Consider the following 18,073-nt stretch of genomic DNA (forward strand, 5'->3'; position numbering starts at 1 on the left):
GGCAAAGTTAAACAGCGCTTGCTTGCGTGGAGGCTGGGAATTTCAAGAAAATGAGGTTACTACTATTAGAACTAATACGGTGAAGCGTATCATAAATAATTGCAATCTATAAAAAGAACGAAGGAACCATATTAGTTTCCTTCGTTTTCTAGTTTTCTATTTTTTTCAGTTTTCGCTTCAGGATTCAAGTTGTAACACTACCTTTGTGAAATCTTTAAAATCATTAATATGCTTTTCTAAAATTGCTTCTAAAATTTCAAGCTCTAGTGCTTGGTAGTCATGAACGGCAATATTGCGAAAACCTACCATATTCATAAGCGTTTTCGCTAATTGTTCCTCTATTAACCCTGCTTCTTGCAGTAATTTAAATCCTTCACGGCTAGCTTTTGGAACACCAAGTTTTCTTTCACTTACGACATGCATGGCTAAATCTATACTTGCTTCACATGCGCGTTGGATATTTAAAATAATACTGTCTTGCTTTGTAAAATCTTTTAGATTCTCAGCATTCCCCTCATATACTTCATGAATACGATGGAAACAACGCTCAATTGTAGCTGTTTTATTTAAAATGATATCATTCATCGCCAAAAACACTTCCTCGTTCTTTAATACTTTCAATTACGGCCGCACGCTGCTCATTTAACGTTGCGTACATACTATATGCGCGCATTTTTTGACGTGTAAATTCATTTTCATCTTGAATATATATAGGTACTCCTTGTGAAAATATCTGTATAGTAAACACTGTATCAAGTTGCTTGATATCAACTAGATCTACTTCACGTCCAGCCATCTCGGCCAGCTCGCCTGCAAGTAAAAAACGTTCGTACGATGATAACTGCTCTTTGCTGAAATATGCTAAGTCGATATCACTATCATCACGATTTGTTCCCTTAGCAAATGAACCAAACAATATAATGAAATCCGGATTTATTTTAGTTTGGATTAAATTAATTAGCTGTTTTTCAATGTTTTTTTCAAGCATGTTATCACCACCTTTCTTTTATTATAAACGTAGACGAAAAAAACCGCACTTATACTTATTACGGAGAACCCTTTCATAGCTCTTCATTCCATATAAAATTAATTATCTTGAACTTGACAGAGATTTAACGAAGTATTAATATTTCTATATATTATAAGTAAATTTTTATCCTTAGTTTGGTAGTCAATATTTTGGACATTGGTTATCCATTCAAAAAGGAATTAGAATAATAAACAGTAGGTAGACATTTTAAAAGACCTTAAAGAGGTTAGTTAAAAGTAAACCGACAATTCTTAAAGTAAATGGTTTGATATTTGAAACCATTATTTTAGATTGTCGGTTTTTTTGTTTTTTAGAGAAATGAATGCTTTGGACTTGTTAGAAATGGTGCAGAGAAATAAAATTTATATATACCTTATGGAAAAAACTAGAGGAAATACAAACTATAAATTAAACGTATCGCGATTACTCATTGAAGGGATGGAAGTCATGATGGATAAAACAAAAGGTGCTCTTGAAGCTGAAATAAGTAAAGTATTAACGAATTGGGAGAAAAGTTATTTAGGGCGCGGTTCCGTATCGGTTAAATCAGATATTTTGCGAGACATGGTAGTTGTTATGTTGGGTGGGGTTTTAACACCTGCTGAATATGCCGTATGCCAAGATAAAGAGGGCCTATTATCAGTCAAAAAAATGCGAAATAGCTTGGTGGAATCAGGTGTGGAAGAAATAAAGGAAGCCATTCTAAGCATCACAGGAATAGAAGTGGTCAGTTTTTATAGTGATTTGAGCACAATAACCGGAGAACGCATAATGGTCTTCAAGCTTTCAGAGGATTTGCAAAGTAAATTATGATGGAACAATGAATCAGTAGTCTCTAAAGAAAAGATTTATATCCCTATAAAAGGAGGTTTAAATTGATATGGAAAAGAATAAGACTTCAGTACCTCACTTAGATACAAAACTAAAAAACCACCTTGATATTTACGATAATGAAATTCATTTAACTATAAAGGAAACGATCGCTAAAAATAAAGAAATCATAGAGGAAAATCGCGAAATTCTATCCTATAGATTCGCTAACGGTAATAAAAAATAATGGAGTGAGGGCATAACCCAATATCCATAACAAAGCACGAACGTTGATTGAATAACGTTCGTGCTTCTTGAATGTATACCTAAACTTTCATTTGGAGATTATGTTAGTATGTCTCCTCATAATTTTTATAAGCATTGACATTAATAATAGAGCCAATCTGTCCGACTTTTACCCCAACGTCTATAAAATTGGTCTTTTTATGATCCGGAAACTTAATATAAAAGTGTCCATATTTCTTTCCTTCAATGCGCAGTAAGTTGGTTTCCCCTTCTCGTGTGACCGTGGCAATCTTATCTGAATCTGCTGGTAGGACATGCTTCCCCATATAGTCTTCTGTTCCAAAATCAATTGTAGCAGTTGGCTTTTCTTCTAGTGTCCGAACACTATAACGGAAAGATGGTGTAAGACTTACCGCTTCAATCCCGTAACGAACTTCTTCTCCATCAACGAAGCGGAGAGTGGCAATATATTGACCTGGCTTATCAATTCCGATTTGAACAGTATTATATTCATTTGTACTATCGCTCTTATAACAATCGGATGTACCGTATGTCGGACATTTTTCGAACGCTATACTATCAGATAGCTTTTCTCCCTCCATTGTGGAAAGGGAAATGTTTTGGACATCTTTTTTACCTTTTACATCTATTATAGCTGGCGTAGTGAGAAAATCTTGCGTCTCCTCTAGGGTCAACTTTAGTTTGCCATTCACTTCTTTGACATGGACATAAAATTTCCGATAGTATTTCTTATCTGGATTCCCTGAATATACCAAAGCGACCTGTAATGTTCCCGTCCCTTCTTTAATCGGAACTAAGTGAATTTTATCTGCTTTTTTGCCATTTAGTTCATTGCTCCCGGCAACCGAATGGAAAAGATTCGTATCCTCCTGATAGGAATCATACATTTTAAACTCCTCCCATTTGTAGTCGCTTGCCCGCAATGTCACAATCTGTGATTTCGCTTCCTCTGTAGCTTTCATCATTTTGGCCGCTTGACCCCTTGTTATGGAAACATTCGGACTGAATTTATCCGCAGATGTTCCTCCCGTTATGCCAAGTCGGTAGATGCTCAAAATATTTGGATCATGACCTGTTCCCCTTTTTACATCTTGGAATGGACTTTTATTCGATGAGAAGTCATAGCGTGGCAGATCGAACGCTTTTACAAGAATCGAAGCCATCTGTCCACGGGTAATAGGATCGTTCGGACCGAAACGTCCATCCTCGTAGCCTCTAATGATCCCTTTTTCCGCCATTGCTGCAATGGCTTTGTAATAACCGTTCCCCTTCGTTACATCCTTAAATGCCGGACTCTTCACATTGTCCGTATCCAATTTAATCAGTTTGGCAATTATTGCAGCTGCCTGTCCTCTCGTGATGGAGTTTCCTGGTTTGAATGTACCATCCGGATAGCCTCCAATAATATTCCGTTCTGCCAAATCATAAACTGCTTCGGCAAAGTACTTTGATGATGGTACATCTGAAAATTGTTTTCCGCTTACTGCAAACGTATTAGTCATGGGCAAGGTACATGCCAGCACTAGTACACTCAATCCTGCAAATAGTCTCTTTTTCATTCTCAAGCTTCCTCTCTTTTTCCGTAGTGTGCTGTACTGACGGAAAAAATGGAAATTAGTTTCAGATTTAATTAACTTTTTTTGAAAACCATTTCCTTATATTACTTAATAGCACCCACATCATTATTAGAATCATTGGGATTTACAACAAATTCTATAAACGAAACAACGAATTAAAATTATAGACAGTTTACGTAGATTTAATTTACTCGTTAATTTATTAAAGAGACAAACGCTTTTAAAAATGTTTGACTCTTTTTTAGCTCCAAAATAATCCCTAAATTGAAATTTTAATTTTAACTTGTTTAGGTTTAGTATTCACCTACAAAATAAAACATCTGAGCATAAATCGCGTAGAATAATGGACATTGAATGGTTGCTAGCTCCTCTATTACTAACTCGCTCTTTTGTTTGTTTAAAAAATTGAGTTGGATTTTGGCTATAACTATTCCGTTTTCATAAAATTGAACGTATTGGTTAAAGTCTATTTTAACTTTCAATTGAACACCTGAACCCGCTATATTGTAAGTTGGAGTAATCATATCCCCATGTTCTATTTGTGCGCGGAATACATCGGATCCCATTACTAAAATTGACTCAGATCGCTTAATCAAGGCATGCTTAATTCCCGATTTTACAATTAAATCTCCATTTTGATTTCTACCTTCATATTCACAGATTAATTTATATTCACCAATCCACGAATCAAATAGTTGATGTAAAATTGTTTTATATGTTCTTTTCATTGTATAAATCGGATCATTTTTGTCATTTAAAATTTGAATCGTTATCGTACTTGATTTTGTTAAAGGCAGTTTATATGTATATGTATTCATTAAAAATATCCTCTCCAAATGCTTAACTAAAGTTCTAGTTCTAATACGTTTTATTGCAGTGATAGTTTCAAAAAAATATAGCCTTCTCTACTTCTCTCCCCTGTATAGTGTTAAAATCGAATGAAAGACTTTCTCGTAAAAGGAGTAGAGATGTGAAAAAAAGATGGCTTATTCCTATAAGTTTAATATTACTATTTATGATATTTACGATATATCAACAAAATCAATTAATTAAAGATTATCGCGGTTTACTTTATTTTGAAATGAGTAGAATAAATGTTCCGGTAGAACGTATACTTGCTTTTCATGAAGAAGCCGATCGCTATAATGAAGAAGAACGTATGGAAAAACTAGAGCATTTAGATGAGACGTTTGGAGATTTTTTCAATTTCTCTGGAATAGGTTTGCAATTAGAACCTCAAATACGTGCAGAGTATTTTGTCCCTTATAATGATGCGGTATTATCTTATTCTCATCTTATTAAAAATTATATAGCTGCATCCACGGCTCAAGATCGTGAACAAGCCTACATAAATTTAAAGAGACGATATGAACAATATAATGAATTCCTTAAAATTTGTGAAGAGAAATTAGTGGAGCCTTTTGAATGAAATTCTCCAATATCCCCATAAAAAAAACGGTAAACGCTGCCTAACAACATTTACCGATTTTTTATCGCAAACCTTTAATCTGGGAACACTTTGATATTGTAATAACACCACTAATAAAATGTTATTTTGAGGGGGGTGTTTCTTTAGACCGTTTAAGCAAATACAAAATTAGGTTGTAAAAAACTAATGTAAATAAGAAGAGAAAAAGATTATCTCCCCATTGAATCCCGTTACCATTATACATATCCAATATAGTCATATTTATAAACAAAAGACTTGGAAATACTAGAGCCCGTATATATTTATTTTTAAAAATAACCTTCCCCCCTTTTTGGATGGGTTATTTAATAAGAGTTTTGCTAAAACCTGTACTCTTTCCTAAATACCCTAATTTTTTATAAAAATTATGCGCTGCGATTCGTTCTTCTCGATTCCCGCTGTTCAATGTGATTGCTATACAATCGTTCTTTATTGCCCAATCTTCCACTGCTGACATAAGCTTCTGTCCAATATTTTTTCTTCGATAATCTTCATGAACTACTAGTGCCAACACTCTTACATATGGCTCATCAAATTCATATGCAGTTTGCTTACACATTCCTACAAAACCGACTAATTCACCGTTTATTTCCGCAACAAACGTTTCGTAATTCGCTAAATCCAAAATTTTACCCAATCTTTCCTGGATTTTTTGATTGGTAGAAGAATAGCCTAGTTGATTCATTAGGATATCCATATTAGTAATATCATTTCGGTTCATTGAACGAATTTGCATAGTATTTTCACCTTTCCACTATAAACTTTAATAATATAATTATGCGTTAAACGTCTTTCTGATATTTTTTATTCTGTACAGCAAAGAACATCCAAATCAAAACTAAAGTACTGGCAGGTCCATTTACTTGAGCGAAATTCAGATTAAATATCCATTTAATCAAGCCTTGTGTAATGATCGACATGATTGTCAAAATGATAATTAATAGCAGCGCGTGGACTATTAATTTGGGAAAACGTATTTGAGAAAGTCTTGGTAATTTCATAATTTCCCACCTTCGTATAAAACTTTATAATTTATTATTCAATCATAGAAATTAAAGCAATAATACAAACAATTAGCGTAAAAGATGCCGTCAGCCAAAATGTATGAATAGAAGTGGACTGCTCTTCTTTTATTATTTTTATAAGATTGGTACAAAATATTACGCATAAACTTATTAATACTACGAATATCAAATTTTAGCACTCCTTCCAAAAATAGTATAACAAATATTTGCTAGATAATTTCTATAATAATATACGGGGTTGTGAGGCGTTTTTATTAATCTCTTTTATAAAACCAACACTTCACCCCCTTTCAAAAATGATGGTGATTTTTCATAACATAAGCATTTACTTATATTCAATGTCAATGTATATTATATATAAGCAATTACTTATGTATTTATTGGAGGGTTTCCTTTGGATTTATTAGAACAACAACTAAAGGCTTTGGCTGATAAAAATCGACTTACGCTTTTAGCTTGTATGAAAAATGGTGAAGTATGTGTTTGTGATTTTGTTGAAGTTCTTGGTATTTCACAGCCTGCTGTGAGCCAACAGTTAAAAAAATTAAAAGATGCGGGCATCATTTTGGAAAGAAAAAAAGGTACTTGGAAATATTACCGAATTGCAGAACAACTTTCCCCTGTTGTCGAAGCTGTGATTAACGAATTACAAGCTGATGATGGGTGTCGCTGTGGAGGAAGTTCATGTTCGTATTAGCAAGTATTCTCTTTATCATCACATTAATTTTCGTTATTTGGCAGCCTAGAGGACTGAATATTGGATGGTCTGCCATGGCTGGTGCTGTCGTTGCATTACTTGTAGGCATTGTGGACTTCTCTGATGTTGGGTCAGTTATCAACATTACATGGAATGCTACCCTCTCGTTTATAGCCATTATTTTAATCTCATTGATTTTAGATGAGATCGGTTTATTTGAATGGGCCGCCTTACATATGGCACGTGCCGCAAAAGGCAGTGGTATCAAAATGTTTGTATACGTTAGTTTACTTGGTGCTGTTGTCGCTGCATTGTTTGCCAATGATGGAGCAGCACTGATTTTGACACCGATCGTATTGGCGATGGTGCGTAACTTACAATTCAGTGAAAAAATGATTTTCCCATTTATTATGGCAAGTGGTTTTATCGCTGACACGACAAGCTTACCATTTGTCGTCAGCAATTTAGTGAACATTGTCTCTGCAGACTTCTTTAACATCGGTTTTGTTGAATATGCTTCACGAATGTTTATTCCTAACTTATTCTCACTTGTGGCAACTATTGTTGTGCTGCTCCTTTATTTCAATAAATCGATTCCACGGGCATATGACGAAGCAATGTTAAAGGAACCGCGCCTTGCCATTAATGACATGAAACTATTTAAGTTATCTTGGTTCATCCTCGCATTATTAGTAATTGGTTATTTTTCAAGCGAATGGATTGGCGTCCCCGTTTCACTCGTTGCAGGGGTAATTGCAATCTTCTTTTTAGTAATGGCACGTCGAAGTAAAGCTGTTGATACAAAAGCGGTTGTTAAAGGGGCGCCTTGGAATATTGTGTTCTTCTCAATCGGTATGTATGTTGTCGTTTACGGTTTGGGGAATGCAGGCTTGACATCTGTACTCGCTCGACTTATTGAATGGACAGCAGAGCAAGGTTTATTTGTCGCAACGGTTGGTATGGGCTTTATTGCAGCTCTTCTATCATCTGTCATGAACAATATGCCGACTGTGATGATTAATGCATTAGCAATTGCAGAAACAACTACCAATGGCACATTACGAGAAGCACTTATTTATGCAAATGTTATCGGTTCTGACCTAGGTCCGAAAATTACCCCTATCGGATCTCTTGCCACTCTTGTCTGGCTTTATGTACTTTCAGGGAAAGGCATTAAAATTTCATGGGGGACGTATTTCAAGACAGGGATATTATTAACGATTCCTATTTTACTGTTTACTTTAGTCGGTCTTTATATCACGCTATCTATTTTTTGAGGAATGGAGCCTAATTTTATATGAAAAACACATTATATTTCTTATGTACAGGCAACTCATGCCGATCACAAATGGCTGAAGGTTTTGCCAAAAAGTATTTACCTGATTGGAATATCAAAAGTGCCGGAATTGAAGCACATGGATTAAATCCAAACGCTGTCAAAGCAATGGCAGAAAAAGGCATCGATATTTCAGAGCAAACTTCGGATATCATTGACCAAGAAATTTTAAATAACGCAACACTTGTTGTGACTTTGTGCGGTGATGCAGCCGACAAATGCCCTGTCACACCACCGCATGTAAAACGTGAACATTGGGGATTTGATGATCCTGCAAAGGCGAGTGGAACTGAAAAAGAAAAATGGCTAGTATTTCAAACAGTGCGCGATGCGATTGAAACAAGAATCCAGTTGTTTGCTAGTGACCAAAACTGATGCGTATACACAAATCGGGCGATAAATCAGTCGAATTTTTCACGGCTTATATGCAACTCGTTTTACAAGCTAACATCAGTTCCGTGGAACATCTTGAAAAATATATGGTCCAACATTTTTTTCAAAATGATATATCTTCACTCGGTACAATTACGCTTGCTAATTTTAAACAAGCGCTTCAAATTATTTATAGGAAATGAGGGGGAAAATGGAATTACCTATAATGAAACCTCTAGCAGATTAATTCTCATTGATCAGCAATTCGAGTAATGCCCGTTTGCACTTAATATGCCAGATTAAGCCTTTAGTTAGATGCTTTTTAACGTTCATATTCGTAGTTTTAGCGATTAATATTTGTAATTTCTTAGTGCGTACTTTATGGAGCCGTATACCGTCCAAGCATTTCTTTTTCGCAAGCATATCCAAGTAAGCACCTCATTTATATTTGTTCAACTTTACCATAATAAAGATACATGAGCACTATTAATTATCATTTTGCTTACAGAAAAATAGGAATATTTTAACAACATTAGTAAAATGATAAAGATGTATCCTTAGTCAACAGGAAATTAAGACAGTATATGTAAAAAGGGCATTCCATATTATTCATTTAATATGGAATGCCCTTATTTAAGAAAATCGTTCACTTGTAGAAATAATGATGGGATTTCAAACAGTTTATTTATAAATCAGATAGATACCCTGATAACACTAATGCTTCTAGATATTCTTGAAACCAGGCATCATTAATATCTATATCCTCTTCAGTAACTTTTGCTCCTACTACAAACAACTCTGCCGCAATTTTTTTGCACTCACCTTGTTGGGTAAATCCCGACAAATTGTGCCCATCTGTGCTTTCTAGTGCAATTCGAATTAATTTCCCTTCCATAATTTTCACGGATAATAATTCACTTTCCGTTTCTGCTATAAATTCTTCGTTTGCCAATACGTTTTGTGTTTGACGCTCTTCTTCAGTATATAGCCCCTCTAATATATTCGGTTCTGATATTGAATACATTTTTACAATGTTATTTACGTTAACCATTGGGTCATTCATTAACCCCATATATGTAGGATCGTTTTCTATTTCTTTCGCTAAGTACTTACGTTCAAAAATTCCTTCTATTTCATTCAAGGTAAACTCTTTATTGATAAGGCTCAACACTTCAAATCGCTTTAATAATTTCTTAGCTCGTTCAAGGTTCTTCTCTGCTTCCTCATATCGTCTGAAATACACAATTTGCCTCCTTATGCGGGTGATTCTTAAGGTTTCCTCATTTTCATGAGGTCACGCCAAGTATGCTTCGTTCTCTTATTCAACTACTTTTTCTTATAACCAGTCTTGGCTACTTTAGATACATAGTAGGCCCCAATTGTGATAAATACGATTCCCATAAGTTTATATCCTATCGTTTGAACCATTTCGCCTTCTACCGTAATACTAAAGAAAAATATACCGACAATGAGAATGAAGAATCCTATAACTGAATGTACTATTTTAATAACTTTCCCTCCTCATCTATACTTTCATCCCATCAACTTAAATCCGTATAATTTTTATTCCAGATGCAAAAATTCACTATTGGGATCTGATGTAGAAAATCCTTGTATCGTAATATCGTATTTATTGCGAGCTAAATAGCTATATACCACCTGTGGTTCATTCTCAAATACGACCCCTATAAGATACGGATTCGATGATTCATAACCTTCTTCACGATGAGGCACAATTTGAAATTCCCACGTTTCATCAGGATATTTATTCTCCAAGTGCAACTGAATATAACTAATTTTCTTTTCAATCTGCATATCGATCCAAAATGGACGCACAAAATAAATGACGCTAAATGACACGATAAGAAAAAGAGCCAACCACTGAATATTTTTCCTTTGTTTCCCCTTGAAAAAAAAAGAAATGAAAAAAGCAAGAACTACAATGCTACTAGCTATCAATATTTGAATGATTTCTATTGGATGCAAGGAATCTCCCCCTTTTTTTCAAATCAGTGAGTTCGTTTAAAAGGATGTACAATATGAAGGATTTAATAATTTCTATTACGTGGCTAAATAAAAATAAAGAAAATTTTATATAAAAAACAATTTTCACCAATATGGCGGAAATCCTAATACACACTATTTTACCTTTTTTTAGTAAATAAAGAAGTCTTATGATAATATTTGTGTAGCATAAATTTTAAGGATATAAAAGAATGAGGTTGAGAATATGGATAGAAGTCAGAAGTTAGGCATACTCGTTGCTATTTTAGGCGGTTTGTCTCTTATGTACTTTACAATATCGGGGTAAGTGGTTTAATCATGGGTATTTTTACCATCACTATGTTTATAATATTGTCTACATTAGTTAGTAAAATGATTGTGCAATTAAAGGGGAAGAAGATTACTCGGGAAGAAAAATTCTAAATTCCCTTATTCAGCTACAAAAAAACCGGTAAACACTGTTACTACAGCATTTACCGGTTTTTATTTTCTCTGTAAATATTTTTTATAACCTCAAATATTTAAATAGCTAAAAATGAACGGTAACGAAAGTAAAATTGCTGAAAGAGTTATAAGGGTTAATGAAATACCTATTGATAACTTTTCTTTCCGTTTCCGCTCATCCCATCCATTAAATTGATATTTGTTTCGATACAATACATACATAAATATAAAAATTGCAATCAAACTGATCCAACTATACTTTTCAGCACCAATATCTATATATGTATAGATATTCTTAAAAACAGCCCCTACGATTATCATCGGAACTACAAAAATGAAGAAAATCCTAAAAAGTTTTAATAAGAATCCCATTTAGCTCACCTGTTTTTTAGTTAATATTACCATAAATAAATGAACCCTAACATTTAAAAAGACACGAAAGTTGGTGTTTACACAGCATTCATGTCTTTTAATTTATTTATGAACACCTGCTATTAAGTAAGGTAACAACTGCTAGGCACTAACTTCATTGCTGAAAATTACAGTGTATTCATTCAGTAACTTATCTAATTTTTGACTTAAACTAACAGTCGTAGGATGGTTTAAACCATTTTCCATACCAGACTTAATCATAGCATTTCTAAGTGTTTCAACATTTTTTCGGATATTTACTTTTTCAAATATATTATTCATTGGGAATCTCTCCTCATTATTATTAATTTTTTATATCAACCAAATACAATAATTTACAAACTGCTTATATTATGTAAATACACAATAAAACGAACTATTAAACCTATCTAAACCAAAAATATGGAAAAAATTTTAATTTATAGTTTAGAAGCACAATAAAAATACGTAAACATTCTCAAATTAATGATTTACGCATTTTTATTGGAATTCTATTTATCCATTTTTTATGTATATCCTGAAACTTTATGGAAAGCGCGATGGTAGGTTACTGAAAAAGAATCTGAATATAAGAGGATTTTTCGATGGATTATTAAAGCAATGACTCCTATCCGTTTAATTTTTTATATCCTTCTTAGACTTTACATTTAGTACTAACTCGTATCCAAAGGCTACTAAAATTCCAGACCAAAAAATTATTCCTGAAGTCAGGGGCTCACTTTCCGATATTAAACCACAAATATAATTGATAAAAAGCAGCAACATATAAGTATAAAAGCCAAGCATGGCCCCACTTCCCCAATTACTTTGCTCAAATTTAGACATCTTTTTGAAGAATTTCATAGTTCCCCTCCACTCTGTAGTCTTTCAGCTCTCATAAATGGGCTTTAGCCATCCCACAACACTTAAATATAATACAATAACTTTATCTCAATAAACTAGGATAACTTGCCATAAATTACAGTTATGGAAAAATTGCATCAAAAGCTGTAGATCGAAAGCTTTTTAATTGTTACTTAAGATGGAATTAAAGGGATATGGGTGCTGGCTGAAATTTCTTTTCAATGTCTCTCTGTGGTCTTTTAATACAGGTGGATAAAAAATGTAGGGAATGAATTTAGGTTTTCACTTATTCAACAAACGGGCCATATTGTGGAGCAACATTTTTTTGGGGGAGTGTAAAAAAAAGATGCAGATTTATAACGATAAAAGAATGGCTATACAAGTTTTTATGCAAATTAAAGATCATACCGAGTAAGCAAAAAGCCCTTATATCAAGGGTTTAGGAGACTTGCATAAAATAGCGTATAAACAATGTTCCATAAAAAAACAGACAAACGTTGATTTAATAACGTTTGTCTGTTTTTTTTGCGTCCCCAAACTTTTATTTGGGAACGTTATTCGGTTTATTTATGTATACATTATTAGTTCTTGTTGAATTAAACCCCCGTCTATTAAATTAGAAGTTAACGATTAGCGTAATATTATTTTGAATTTGTTATTCCATTTTCAATTAAATATCTAGCTTTAGATTCAATCATTTCAATATAGTTATTTTTATTAAAAGGTTTTGTTAATTCAGCAATCCTTCTCAAACTTCCTTTTGTCTTTGTTTTATTATTTTGAACATCCACAAATACAGTTAAATATACTTCACCATTATATTTCACTACCCCTGTAACTTGTTTTTTCTCTAAATCTATATTCGTATATTCAGGTACGATTTTTAATGGTGCAAAGGTTGTCCACCCCACCGAATTTTGTTTTGATTTCAGTCCAATCTTAAATATAAAATAACTAACAAATTTTTTTATTTTAGATATCATTTTTCCCCTCCACATGGATTTTATCAGACCTTATTGAACTAAACTGCTTTGTTAGTTAAAGAAAGCTACCAAAGTGTCATTTGGGAACGTTTACGTGAAATAATTGTAAAAAGAAAAAGGTCACTCCATTTAGAAATGACCAATTAGATAGAACGCAAAGGACTACTTGAACTTTTGAAGATTTTTGACCTTCATTGAAGCTACTTCTCCACAATTTGTACAAATAGTTAAAATTAATGGTGAACTTGAAAAATGCAACATATCATGCTTGATGGGTTTTACATTAGCCATAGAACCACCTAATTCACCTTGTGTAAAGGAATCATTATCACAAATCTTACAAACTAACTTTTCTTCCTCCAAAAAATCACCTCACTATACAATTTATGTAAATTATATCATAGTTGAATTAAAGTATCTTCGTGTGTTACACATTCCAAAACGTACCCAAACCGACGTTTGGTAACATAATTTTCTAGTCCTGTACTCAAAATCGTATTTGTGCTTCTTTTTTATGTAAGGTAGTAGACCACACGAATATGACGAACCCTTATTCCACAATCTGGGCGCGTTTATGGAGTAACGCAAGTAGAATATGATCAAACTTTTTAATAAAAAACATACCTAAAAATGCTAAAAGATGTGAATCCATATGTACTCCTTTCTAAAGCCTTCACTTATAAAGAGTCTATTTCCACTAAAAAGTGTACAAGAAAATAAAAGAATTTTTTTGAAATATTTGAACCGTCCTTACTTTAAATCAAACTTTATTAAAAAACTTCAATAATAAATTCGTAATTATTAGGCGAAGAATTTTATATTAAAACCTACATGCCTGACAATTTCAGTTTGAACTTCATTAAATACTTTAATCTCTATATAAAGAGAACGCTCAAGATCTCCTAGTTGGTTATAACCTATAACATTTTGTTTTAATTCATTTTTTTTGATAAGGATTGACGGAACTTCTAATGACTCAAGTGTTTCACCATCTTCATTTTCGTCTCTTCCAAATTTAATGAGAATATTGTGTTCAAATTTATTTTTTATATCAAACAAAACATATAATTTTTTCTCAACTTCTTCAAAGTATATTCTTACAAATTGAATAAACAAGGCATCGTCATTTAATACATTGAAATAAAAACTTACATCATCTTCACTAACTGTAGTACCATTTGTAAAATCAAAATTAATTATTTTTTTCATTACTTCCCTCCCGATTGGATAACCTATAAACATTATACTCAATTTCTTTGGGGAATCTCTGTATGAAAAACTCTCACTCTGTACATACTAGAATTTAGATTACTAGTTTTAACCTATGTGGGAGAGTGAAAGAAATGTTATTATCCGAAGCGTGGAAAAATTATCAACAAGATAAAAAAATCGAGGGGTATTCAACACTTACATTAAAAACATATTCTTTTCAATACAATCTTTTATTGCGGTTTTTTGGTGATATTGATATGAATGGATTTAGTACAGAAAAATTAAAAGAATACTTACTACATACAGGAAAACACTTGAAGCCTTCTAGTTTAGGGCATAGGATTCGATTTGTGAAATCACTATTTAGATGGTCACATGAAGAGGGATATATTCCAAAAAATCCTGCCGCTAAATTGAAAGAGCCGAAATTAGGAAAAAGAATTCCTAAGTTTCTATCAGAATTAGAGATTGAACATTTAAGGGAAGCTTGCCAAACAACGATGGAAAATGCGCTATTTGAGTTTATGTATTCGACCGGCTGCCGTATTGGGGAAGTCGTAAAAATAGATCGACATGATATTGATTTCCGAACAAATTCGGTCATTGTACAAGGGAAAGGTGATAAAGAAAGAGAAGTATACTTTAATACTCGCTGCGCTATTTGGTTAAAAAGATATTTAGACGAACGAGATGATGAAGATCCTTGTTTATTTATTACGAACAGGAAACCTAAAAGGCGGATGAGCATTGATAACTTGAGATATATTATTAAGCGCGTATCAAATCGGGCTGGAATAAAAAAGTGTATACATCCGCATCAGTTACGACACAGTTATGCAACACATATGATTAATAACGGTGCGCCAATCGATGTCATCCAAAGTCTACTTGGGCACGAAAAGAGTGAGACGACAAAGATTTATGCACAGCTAAGCGGTAAAATAAGACAGGATTACTATAGTAAATACTTTTGAAATTAAAATTTAAGCAATCCTAGAAGTGCAGTATATAAAACTTCGCTTCTTTCCGTCATAGGGCCATTTTATATAACACTCAGATGACATTCATTTTAATTCAAAAAAGCATGTGGAGGGAGAATTTTTGAAAACGAGATATCATTCTTGGAAAAGCTATGTTTATTTAACCGTTAGTGTGATCGTTACGGTTCTTATGATTTTATTAGAGCCAATTGGAATAGCCACAAAAGAAAAGCTGACAGGGAGTATAATTTTTCTTATATTGGCAGGGAATCTCGTGTCTGTCTTACTCGGTGTTTTAACACTTACATCTAAGGACGAACGGAAATTGATTCCTAGTATAGCTGCCGTATTTACTTTCTTAAATGTAGGTGTGGTGATTTTCTTTTTCTGGTTTGGTGCAAACTTTGCGTGAGTAAAAGATATTTTTCAATCAGACAAATTTAGTCCAAACTTTGAATGGAGCGTTCCCATTTTAACTTATATCTAATATAGAAGAATCCATTTTGATCAATCTTTCAAAATGGATTCTTTTTTTAAAGCTATACCTTCACTTGACCTAAGTATCAACATCAACATTTTTATTCGTAGCTAGGTGGAATCCTTCTCCAACCATAAAGCTGCATACCTTCTCTTACTCATATAAATCATTCCAATTCCACCTTTCACTGTTTTTAAATAACTAAATTAGTAATGACGATGACGCGTGTAATCTTCTACTTTTCGCTTGTTCTCTTCAAAAATACGTTTTACTTTTTCTTCATGTAGTGCTTGCTCACGAGAGATTTCACGCTCCCGCTTTGAAATAGCGATTGAAAGTGTAAAAAAGTTTAGTACCATGGATTATCACCTCCTTAAAGTGCCCTGAAAATGGAAAAAACCGCAGAGAGACTTCCCCTGCGGTTAAAAAAAGGCATAAAAATACCGCAGGGGCACACTTCTCCCTGCGGTATGGGCATACTTAATCAATTAAAGAGTTTAAGCAATCCATTCCAGTCTGGTCGAATGTGTGATTTTTGTTGTCATTGAAGTTGTAATATCTAGTGACATTAATTTATTGATAACGATCATGTTCTTCGACCTCCTTAGAATTTTTTTTGATTACTGTGTAAGTATATTCCCTCACACTTTGTTTGTAAACATCTTTTTGCAAATTTTCAAAATTAAGTAAAAACTTATTAAAAAAAGTATATAAATGTTGAATTAACAACATTCTTTCCACTCTATTGATGCCCATATTGTTGCATCCCTAAACGTGTAAGACGCAAAGTACCAGCGCACTTTTTTAGTATATGAAGTAGCTTCGAATTTGTTCCTACTTATTGTTAAGCCTCAAAAAAGGACATAACACAGAACTATGTTATGTCCCTTCATTGCCTTATATAACGCTACTTACCGAATGTTTCTTTAAATACTCCAATGTCGCCTTCGCAAGCGTGTTTGCAGCTACGAGAAGCGCACGTTCATCGATATCGAACTTCGGATGATGGTGCGGGTACGCTTCTTCTTTTTCAGGATCGCGTGCACCTGTGAAGTAAAATGTGCCCGGTACTTTTTCTAAATAATAGGCAAAGTCCTCTCCGCCCATTTCCGGCTCACAAATGACTAATTCTTCAACACCTGGTGTTTCTTTTGCCTGCTCGATGAAAAACTTTGTTGTCTCACGGTCATTAATAACAGCCGAATAGCCGCGCACATAATCGTAATCATAATCAGCCTTCATCACTAAACATGCCGCCTTCAGCACATCTTCCAGCTCACGCTCAATTTGGTCACGTGTTTCTTCATCAAACACTCGAACTGTCCCTTTAATTTTTACCGAATCGGCAATGACGTTGAATGGATTTAATGCTTCAAAGTGACAAACCGAAACAACAGCCGGTTTTACCGGACTAATACGGCGCCCTAAAATTTGCTGGGCATTTACAACAAACTGGGAACCGATATAAATCGAGTCTTTCGTTTCCTGTGGTTTTGCCCCGTGTCCGCCCTTGCCTTTAATCGTAATGTAGAAAGCATCTGCTGCAGCCATTAATGGCCCTTCACAAACAGCGATTTTCCCCTGCTCGACCGGTGCCCATAAATGCTGACCGAAAATTACATCCACCCCGTCCAGGCAGCCATCTTCAATCATCGCAGTCGCTCCACCCGGTGCAATTTCTTCACCGAATTGATGGATGAACACGACATTCCCCTCAATCTCATCTTGGATCTTGTTCAGCGCTTTAGCCAATACAAGCAGTGATGCCGTATGTCCGTCATGACCACATGCATGCATTCGGCCATCCACCTTCGATTTATAAGGAACATCATTTTGCTCCTGGATTGCCAGTGCATCGAAATCCGCACGTAACGCAACCGTTTTACCAGGTTTCCCACCTCGTAATGTAGCAACTACCCCGCGTCCCCCTACACCTTCACGTACTTCATGTCCAAGTGCACGATGGTATTCTGCAATATATTTTGGTGTTTCCACTTCTTCATGTGAAAGCTCCGGATTTTCGTGCAGGTAACGGCGAATCGCTACCATTTCATCATAATGCTGTTCTAGTATGTCAAATACATTTGTCATGTTTTCCATCCCCAATTTCTAAGTTGTCTGTTGTTTGAATAACTC

22 protein-coding genes are annotated in these 18,073 nt (G+C 34.2%); 8 read left to right on the forward strand and 14 right to left on the reverse strand.

The window, feature by feature from the left end; translation table 11 throughout:
• Positions 1-177 precede the first annotated feature (177 nt).
• On the reverse strand, positions 178-585 hold the full coding sequence (locus MKY51_RS14085) for a DUF86 domain-containing protein (protein WP_339176647.1): 408 nt from the start codon (positions 583-585) through the stop codon (positions 178-180).
• Positions 578-988 carry a nucleotidyltransferase domain-containing protein gene (locus MKY51_RS14090; RefSeq protein ID WP_339173165.1) on the reverse strand — a complete coding sequence of 137 codons (411 nt, stop codon included), beginning with the start codon at positions 986-988 and terminating at the stop codon, positions 578-580. Before MKY51_RS14090 ends, MKY51_RS14085 begins: the two co-directional genes overlap by 8 nt.
• A 492-nt stretch (positions 989-1,480) precedes the next feature.
• On the opposite strand from MKY51_RS14090, the gene MKY51_RS14095 reads away from it, so the two are divergent.
• Together MKY51_RS14095 and MKY51_RS14100 are read left to right on the forward strand one after the other, a co-directional pair.
• Positions 1,481-1,843 carry a DUF2294 domain-containing protein gene (locus tag MKY51_RS14095; protein ID WP_339176648.1) on the forward strand — a complete coding sequence of 121 codons (363 nt, stop codon included), beginning with the start codon at positions 1,481-1,483 and terminating at the stop codon, positions 1,841-1,843.
• A 67-nt stretch (positions 1,844-1,910) separates the two neighbouring features.
• Positions 1,911-2,087: a multidrug transporter gene (locus MKY51_RS14100; protein WP_339173169.1), complete on the forward strand. Its 177-nt coding sequence runs from the start codon at positions 1,911-1,913 to the stop codon at positions 2,085-2,087.
• 103 nt (positions 2,088-2,190) lie between these two features.
• Here the strand turns inward: MKY51_RS14100 and MKY51_RS14105 are convergent, their stop codons facing one another.
• Complete coding sequence (locus MKY51_RS14105) at positions 2,191-3,666, reverse strand: S-layer homology domain-containing protein (protein WP_339173172.1); 1,476 nt, start codon at positions 3,664-3,666, stop codon at positions 2,191-2,193.
• Positions 3,667-3,977: 311 nt separating this feature from the next.
• On the reverse strand, positions 3,978-4,502 hold the full coding sequence (locus MKY51_RS14110; RefSeq protein WP_339173174.1) for a hypothetical protein: 525 nt from the start codon (positions 4,500-4,502) through the stop codon (positions 3,978-3,980).
• A 152-nt stretch (positions 4,503-4,654) separates the two neighbouring features.
• On the opposite strand from MKY51_RS14110, the gene MKY51_RS14115 reads away from it, so the two are divergent.
• Positions 4,655-5,113 carry a hypothetical protein gene (locus MKY51_RS14115; RefSeq protein WP_339173177.1) on the forward strand — a complete coding sequence of 153 codons (459 nt, stop codon included), beginning with the start codon at positions 4,655-4,657 and terminating at the stop codon, positions 5,111-5,113.
• Between the two features lie 340 nt (positions 5,114-5,453).
• Here the strand turns inward: MKY51_RS14115 and MKY51_RS14120 are convergent, their stop codons facing one another.
• Positions 5,454-5,888 carry a GNAT family N-acetyltransferase gene (locus MKY51_RS14120; RefSeq protein WP_339173180.1) on the reverse strand — a complete coding sequence of 145 codons (435 nt, stop codon included), beginning with the start codon at positions 5,886-5,888 and terminating at the stop codon, positions 5,454-5,456.
• A gap of 683 nt (positions 5,889-6,571) precedes the next feature.
• On the opposite strand from MKY51_RS14120, the gene MKY51_RS14125 reads away from it, so the two are divergent.
• The 3 genes from MKY51_RS14125 to arsC are packed head-to-tail and all read left to right on the forward strand — an operon-like array spanning position 6,572 to position 8,585.
• Complete coding sequence (locus MKY51_RS14125; protein WP_339173184.1) at positions 6,572-6,874, forward strand: metalloregulator ArsR/SmtB family transcription factor; 303 nt, start codon at positions 6,572-6,574, stop codon at positions 6,872-6,874.
• Entirely contained in the window at positions 6,862-8,151 is a 1,290-nt protein-coding gene (locus tag MKY51_RS14130) for an arsenic transporter (protein WP_339173186.1), read from the forward strand. The genes MKY51_RS14125 and MKY51_RS14130 overlap by 13 nt, the downstream gene beginning before the upstream one ends.
• 20 nt (positions 8,152-8,171) lie before the next feature.
• Positions 8,172-8,585 (forward strand): arsenate reductase (thioredoxin), encoded by a 414-nt coding sequence (gene arsC, locus MKY51_RS14135; RefSeq protein ID WP_339173189.1) that lies wholly within the window; start codon positions 8,172-8,174, stop codon positions 8,583-8,585.
• 682 nt (positions 8,586-9,267) lie between these two features.
• Here arsC and MKY51_RS14140 read toward each other — a convergent pair.
• The 7 genes from MKY51_RS14140 to MKY51_RS14170 form a co-directional block, all read right to left on the reverse strand.
• Entirely contained in the window at positions 9,268-9,825 is a 558-nt protein-coding gene (locus MKY51_RS14140) for a hypothetical protein (protein WP_339173191.1), read from the reverse strand.
• 320 nt (positions 9,826-10,145) lie between these two features.
• A complete protein-coding gene (locus MKY51_RS14145) occupies positions 10,146-10,568 on the reverse strand; it encodes a hypothetical protein (RefSeq protein ID WP_339173193.1) in 423 nt (140 codons plus the stop codon).
• Positions 10,569-11,543: 975 nt separating this feature from the next.
• Positions 11,544-11,723 (reverse strand): aspartyl-phosphate phosphatase Spo0E family protein, encoded by a 180-nt coding sequence (locus tag MKY51_RS14150; protein ID WP_339173196.1) that lies wholly within the window; start codon positions 11,721-11,723, stop codon positions 11,544-11,546.
• A 333-nt stretch (positions 11,724-12,056) separates the two neighbouring features.
• Positions 12,057-12,284: a hypothetical protein gene (locus tag MKY51_RS14155; RefSeq protein WP_339173198.1), complete on the reverse strand. Its 228-nt coding sequence runs from the start codon at positions 12,282-12,284 to the stop codon at positions 12,057-12,059.
• A 641-nt stretch (positions 12,285-12,925) separates the two neighbouring features.
• The gene (locus MKY51_RS14160) at positions 12,926-13,267 is read right to left on the reverse strand and encodes a hypothetical protein (RefSeq protein WP_079524043.1); all 342 of its coding nucleotides are present in this window, start codon (positions 13,265-13,267) and stop codon (positions 12,926-12,928) included.
• A gap of 162 nt (positions 13,268-13,429) precedes the next feature.
• Positions 13,430-13,630 carry a hypothetical protein gene (locus MKY51_RS14165; RefSeq protein ID WP_339173200.1) on the reverse strand — a complete coding sequence of 67 codons (201 nt, stop codon included), beginning with the start codon at positions 13,628-13,630 and terminating at the stop codon, positions 13,430-13,432.
• A 438-nt stretch (positions 13,631-14,068) separates the two neighbouring features.
• Positions 14,069-14,476, reverse strand: a complete 408-nt coding sequence (locus tag MKY51_RS14170; RefSeq protein ID WP_339173203.1) for a hypothetical protein — start codon at positions 14,474-14,476, stop codon at positions 14,069-14,071.
• 134 nt (positions 14,477-14,610) lie between these two features.
• On the opposite strand from MKY51_RS14170, the gene xerA reads away from it, so the two are divergent.
• Both xerA and MKY51_RS14180 read left to right on the forward strand, forming a co-directional pair.
• Positions 14,611-15,453 (forward strand): site-specific tyrosine recombinase/integron integrase, encoded by an 843-nt coding sequence (xerA, locus tag MKY51_RS14175; RefSeq protein ID WP_339173206.1) that lies wholly within the window; start codon positions 14,611-14,613, stop codon positions 15,451-15,453.
• A 127-nt stretch (positions 15,454-15,580) separates the two neighbouring features.
• Positions 15,581-15,871, forward strand: coding sequence for a hypothetical protein (locus MKY51_RS14180; RefSeq protein WP_339173209.1), 291 nt, complete (start codon positions 15,581-15,583; stop codon positions 15,869-15,871).
• A 272-nt stretch (positions 15,872-16,143) separates the two neighbouring features.
• On the opposite strand, the gene MKY51_RS14185 is transcribed toward MKY51_RS14180, so the two are convergent.
• Both MKY51_RS14185 and MKY51_RS14190 read right to left on the reverse strand, forming a co-directional pair.
• The gene (locus MKY51_RS14185; RefSeq protein WP_339173212.1) at positions 16,144-16,296 is read right to left on the reverse strand and encodes a YrzI family small protein; all 153 of its coding nucleotides are present in this window, start codon (positions 16,294-16,296) and stop codon (positions 16,144-16,146) included.
• A gap of 538 nt (positions 16,297-16,834) precedes the next feature.
• Positions 16,835-18,028, reverse strand: a complete 1,194-nt coding sequence (locus MKY51_RS14190) for an amidohydrolase (RefSeq protein WP_339173215.1) — start codon at positions 18,026-18,028, stop codon at positions 16,835-16,837.
• Positions 18,029-18,073: the final 45 nt, after the last annotated feature.

The sequence above is a fragment of the Solibacillus sp. FSL R5-0691 genome, assembly GCF_037974225.1.
Lineage (GTDB): Bacteria > Bacillota > Bacilli > Bacillales_A > Planococcaceae > Solibacillus.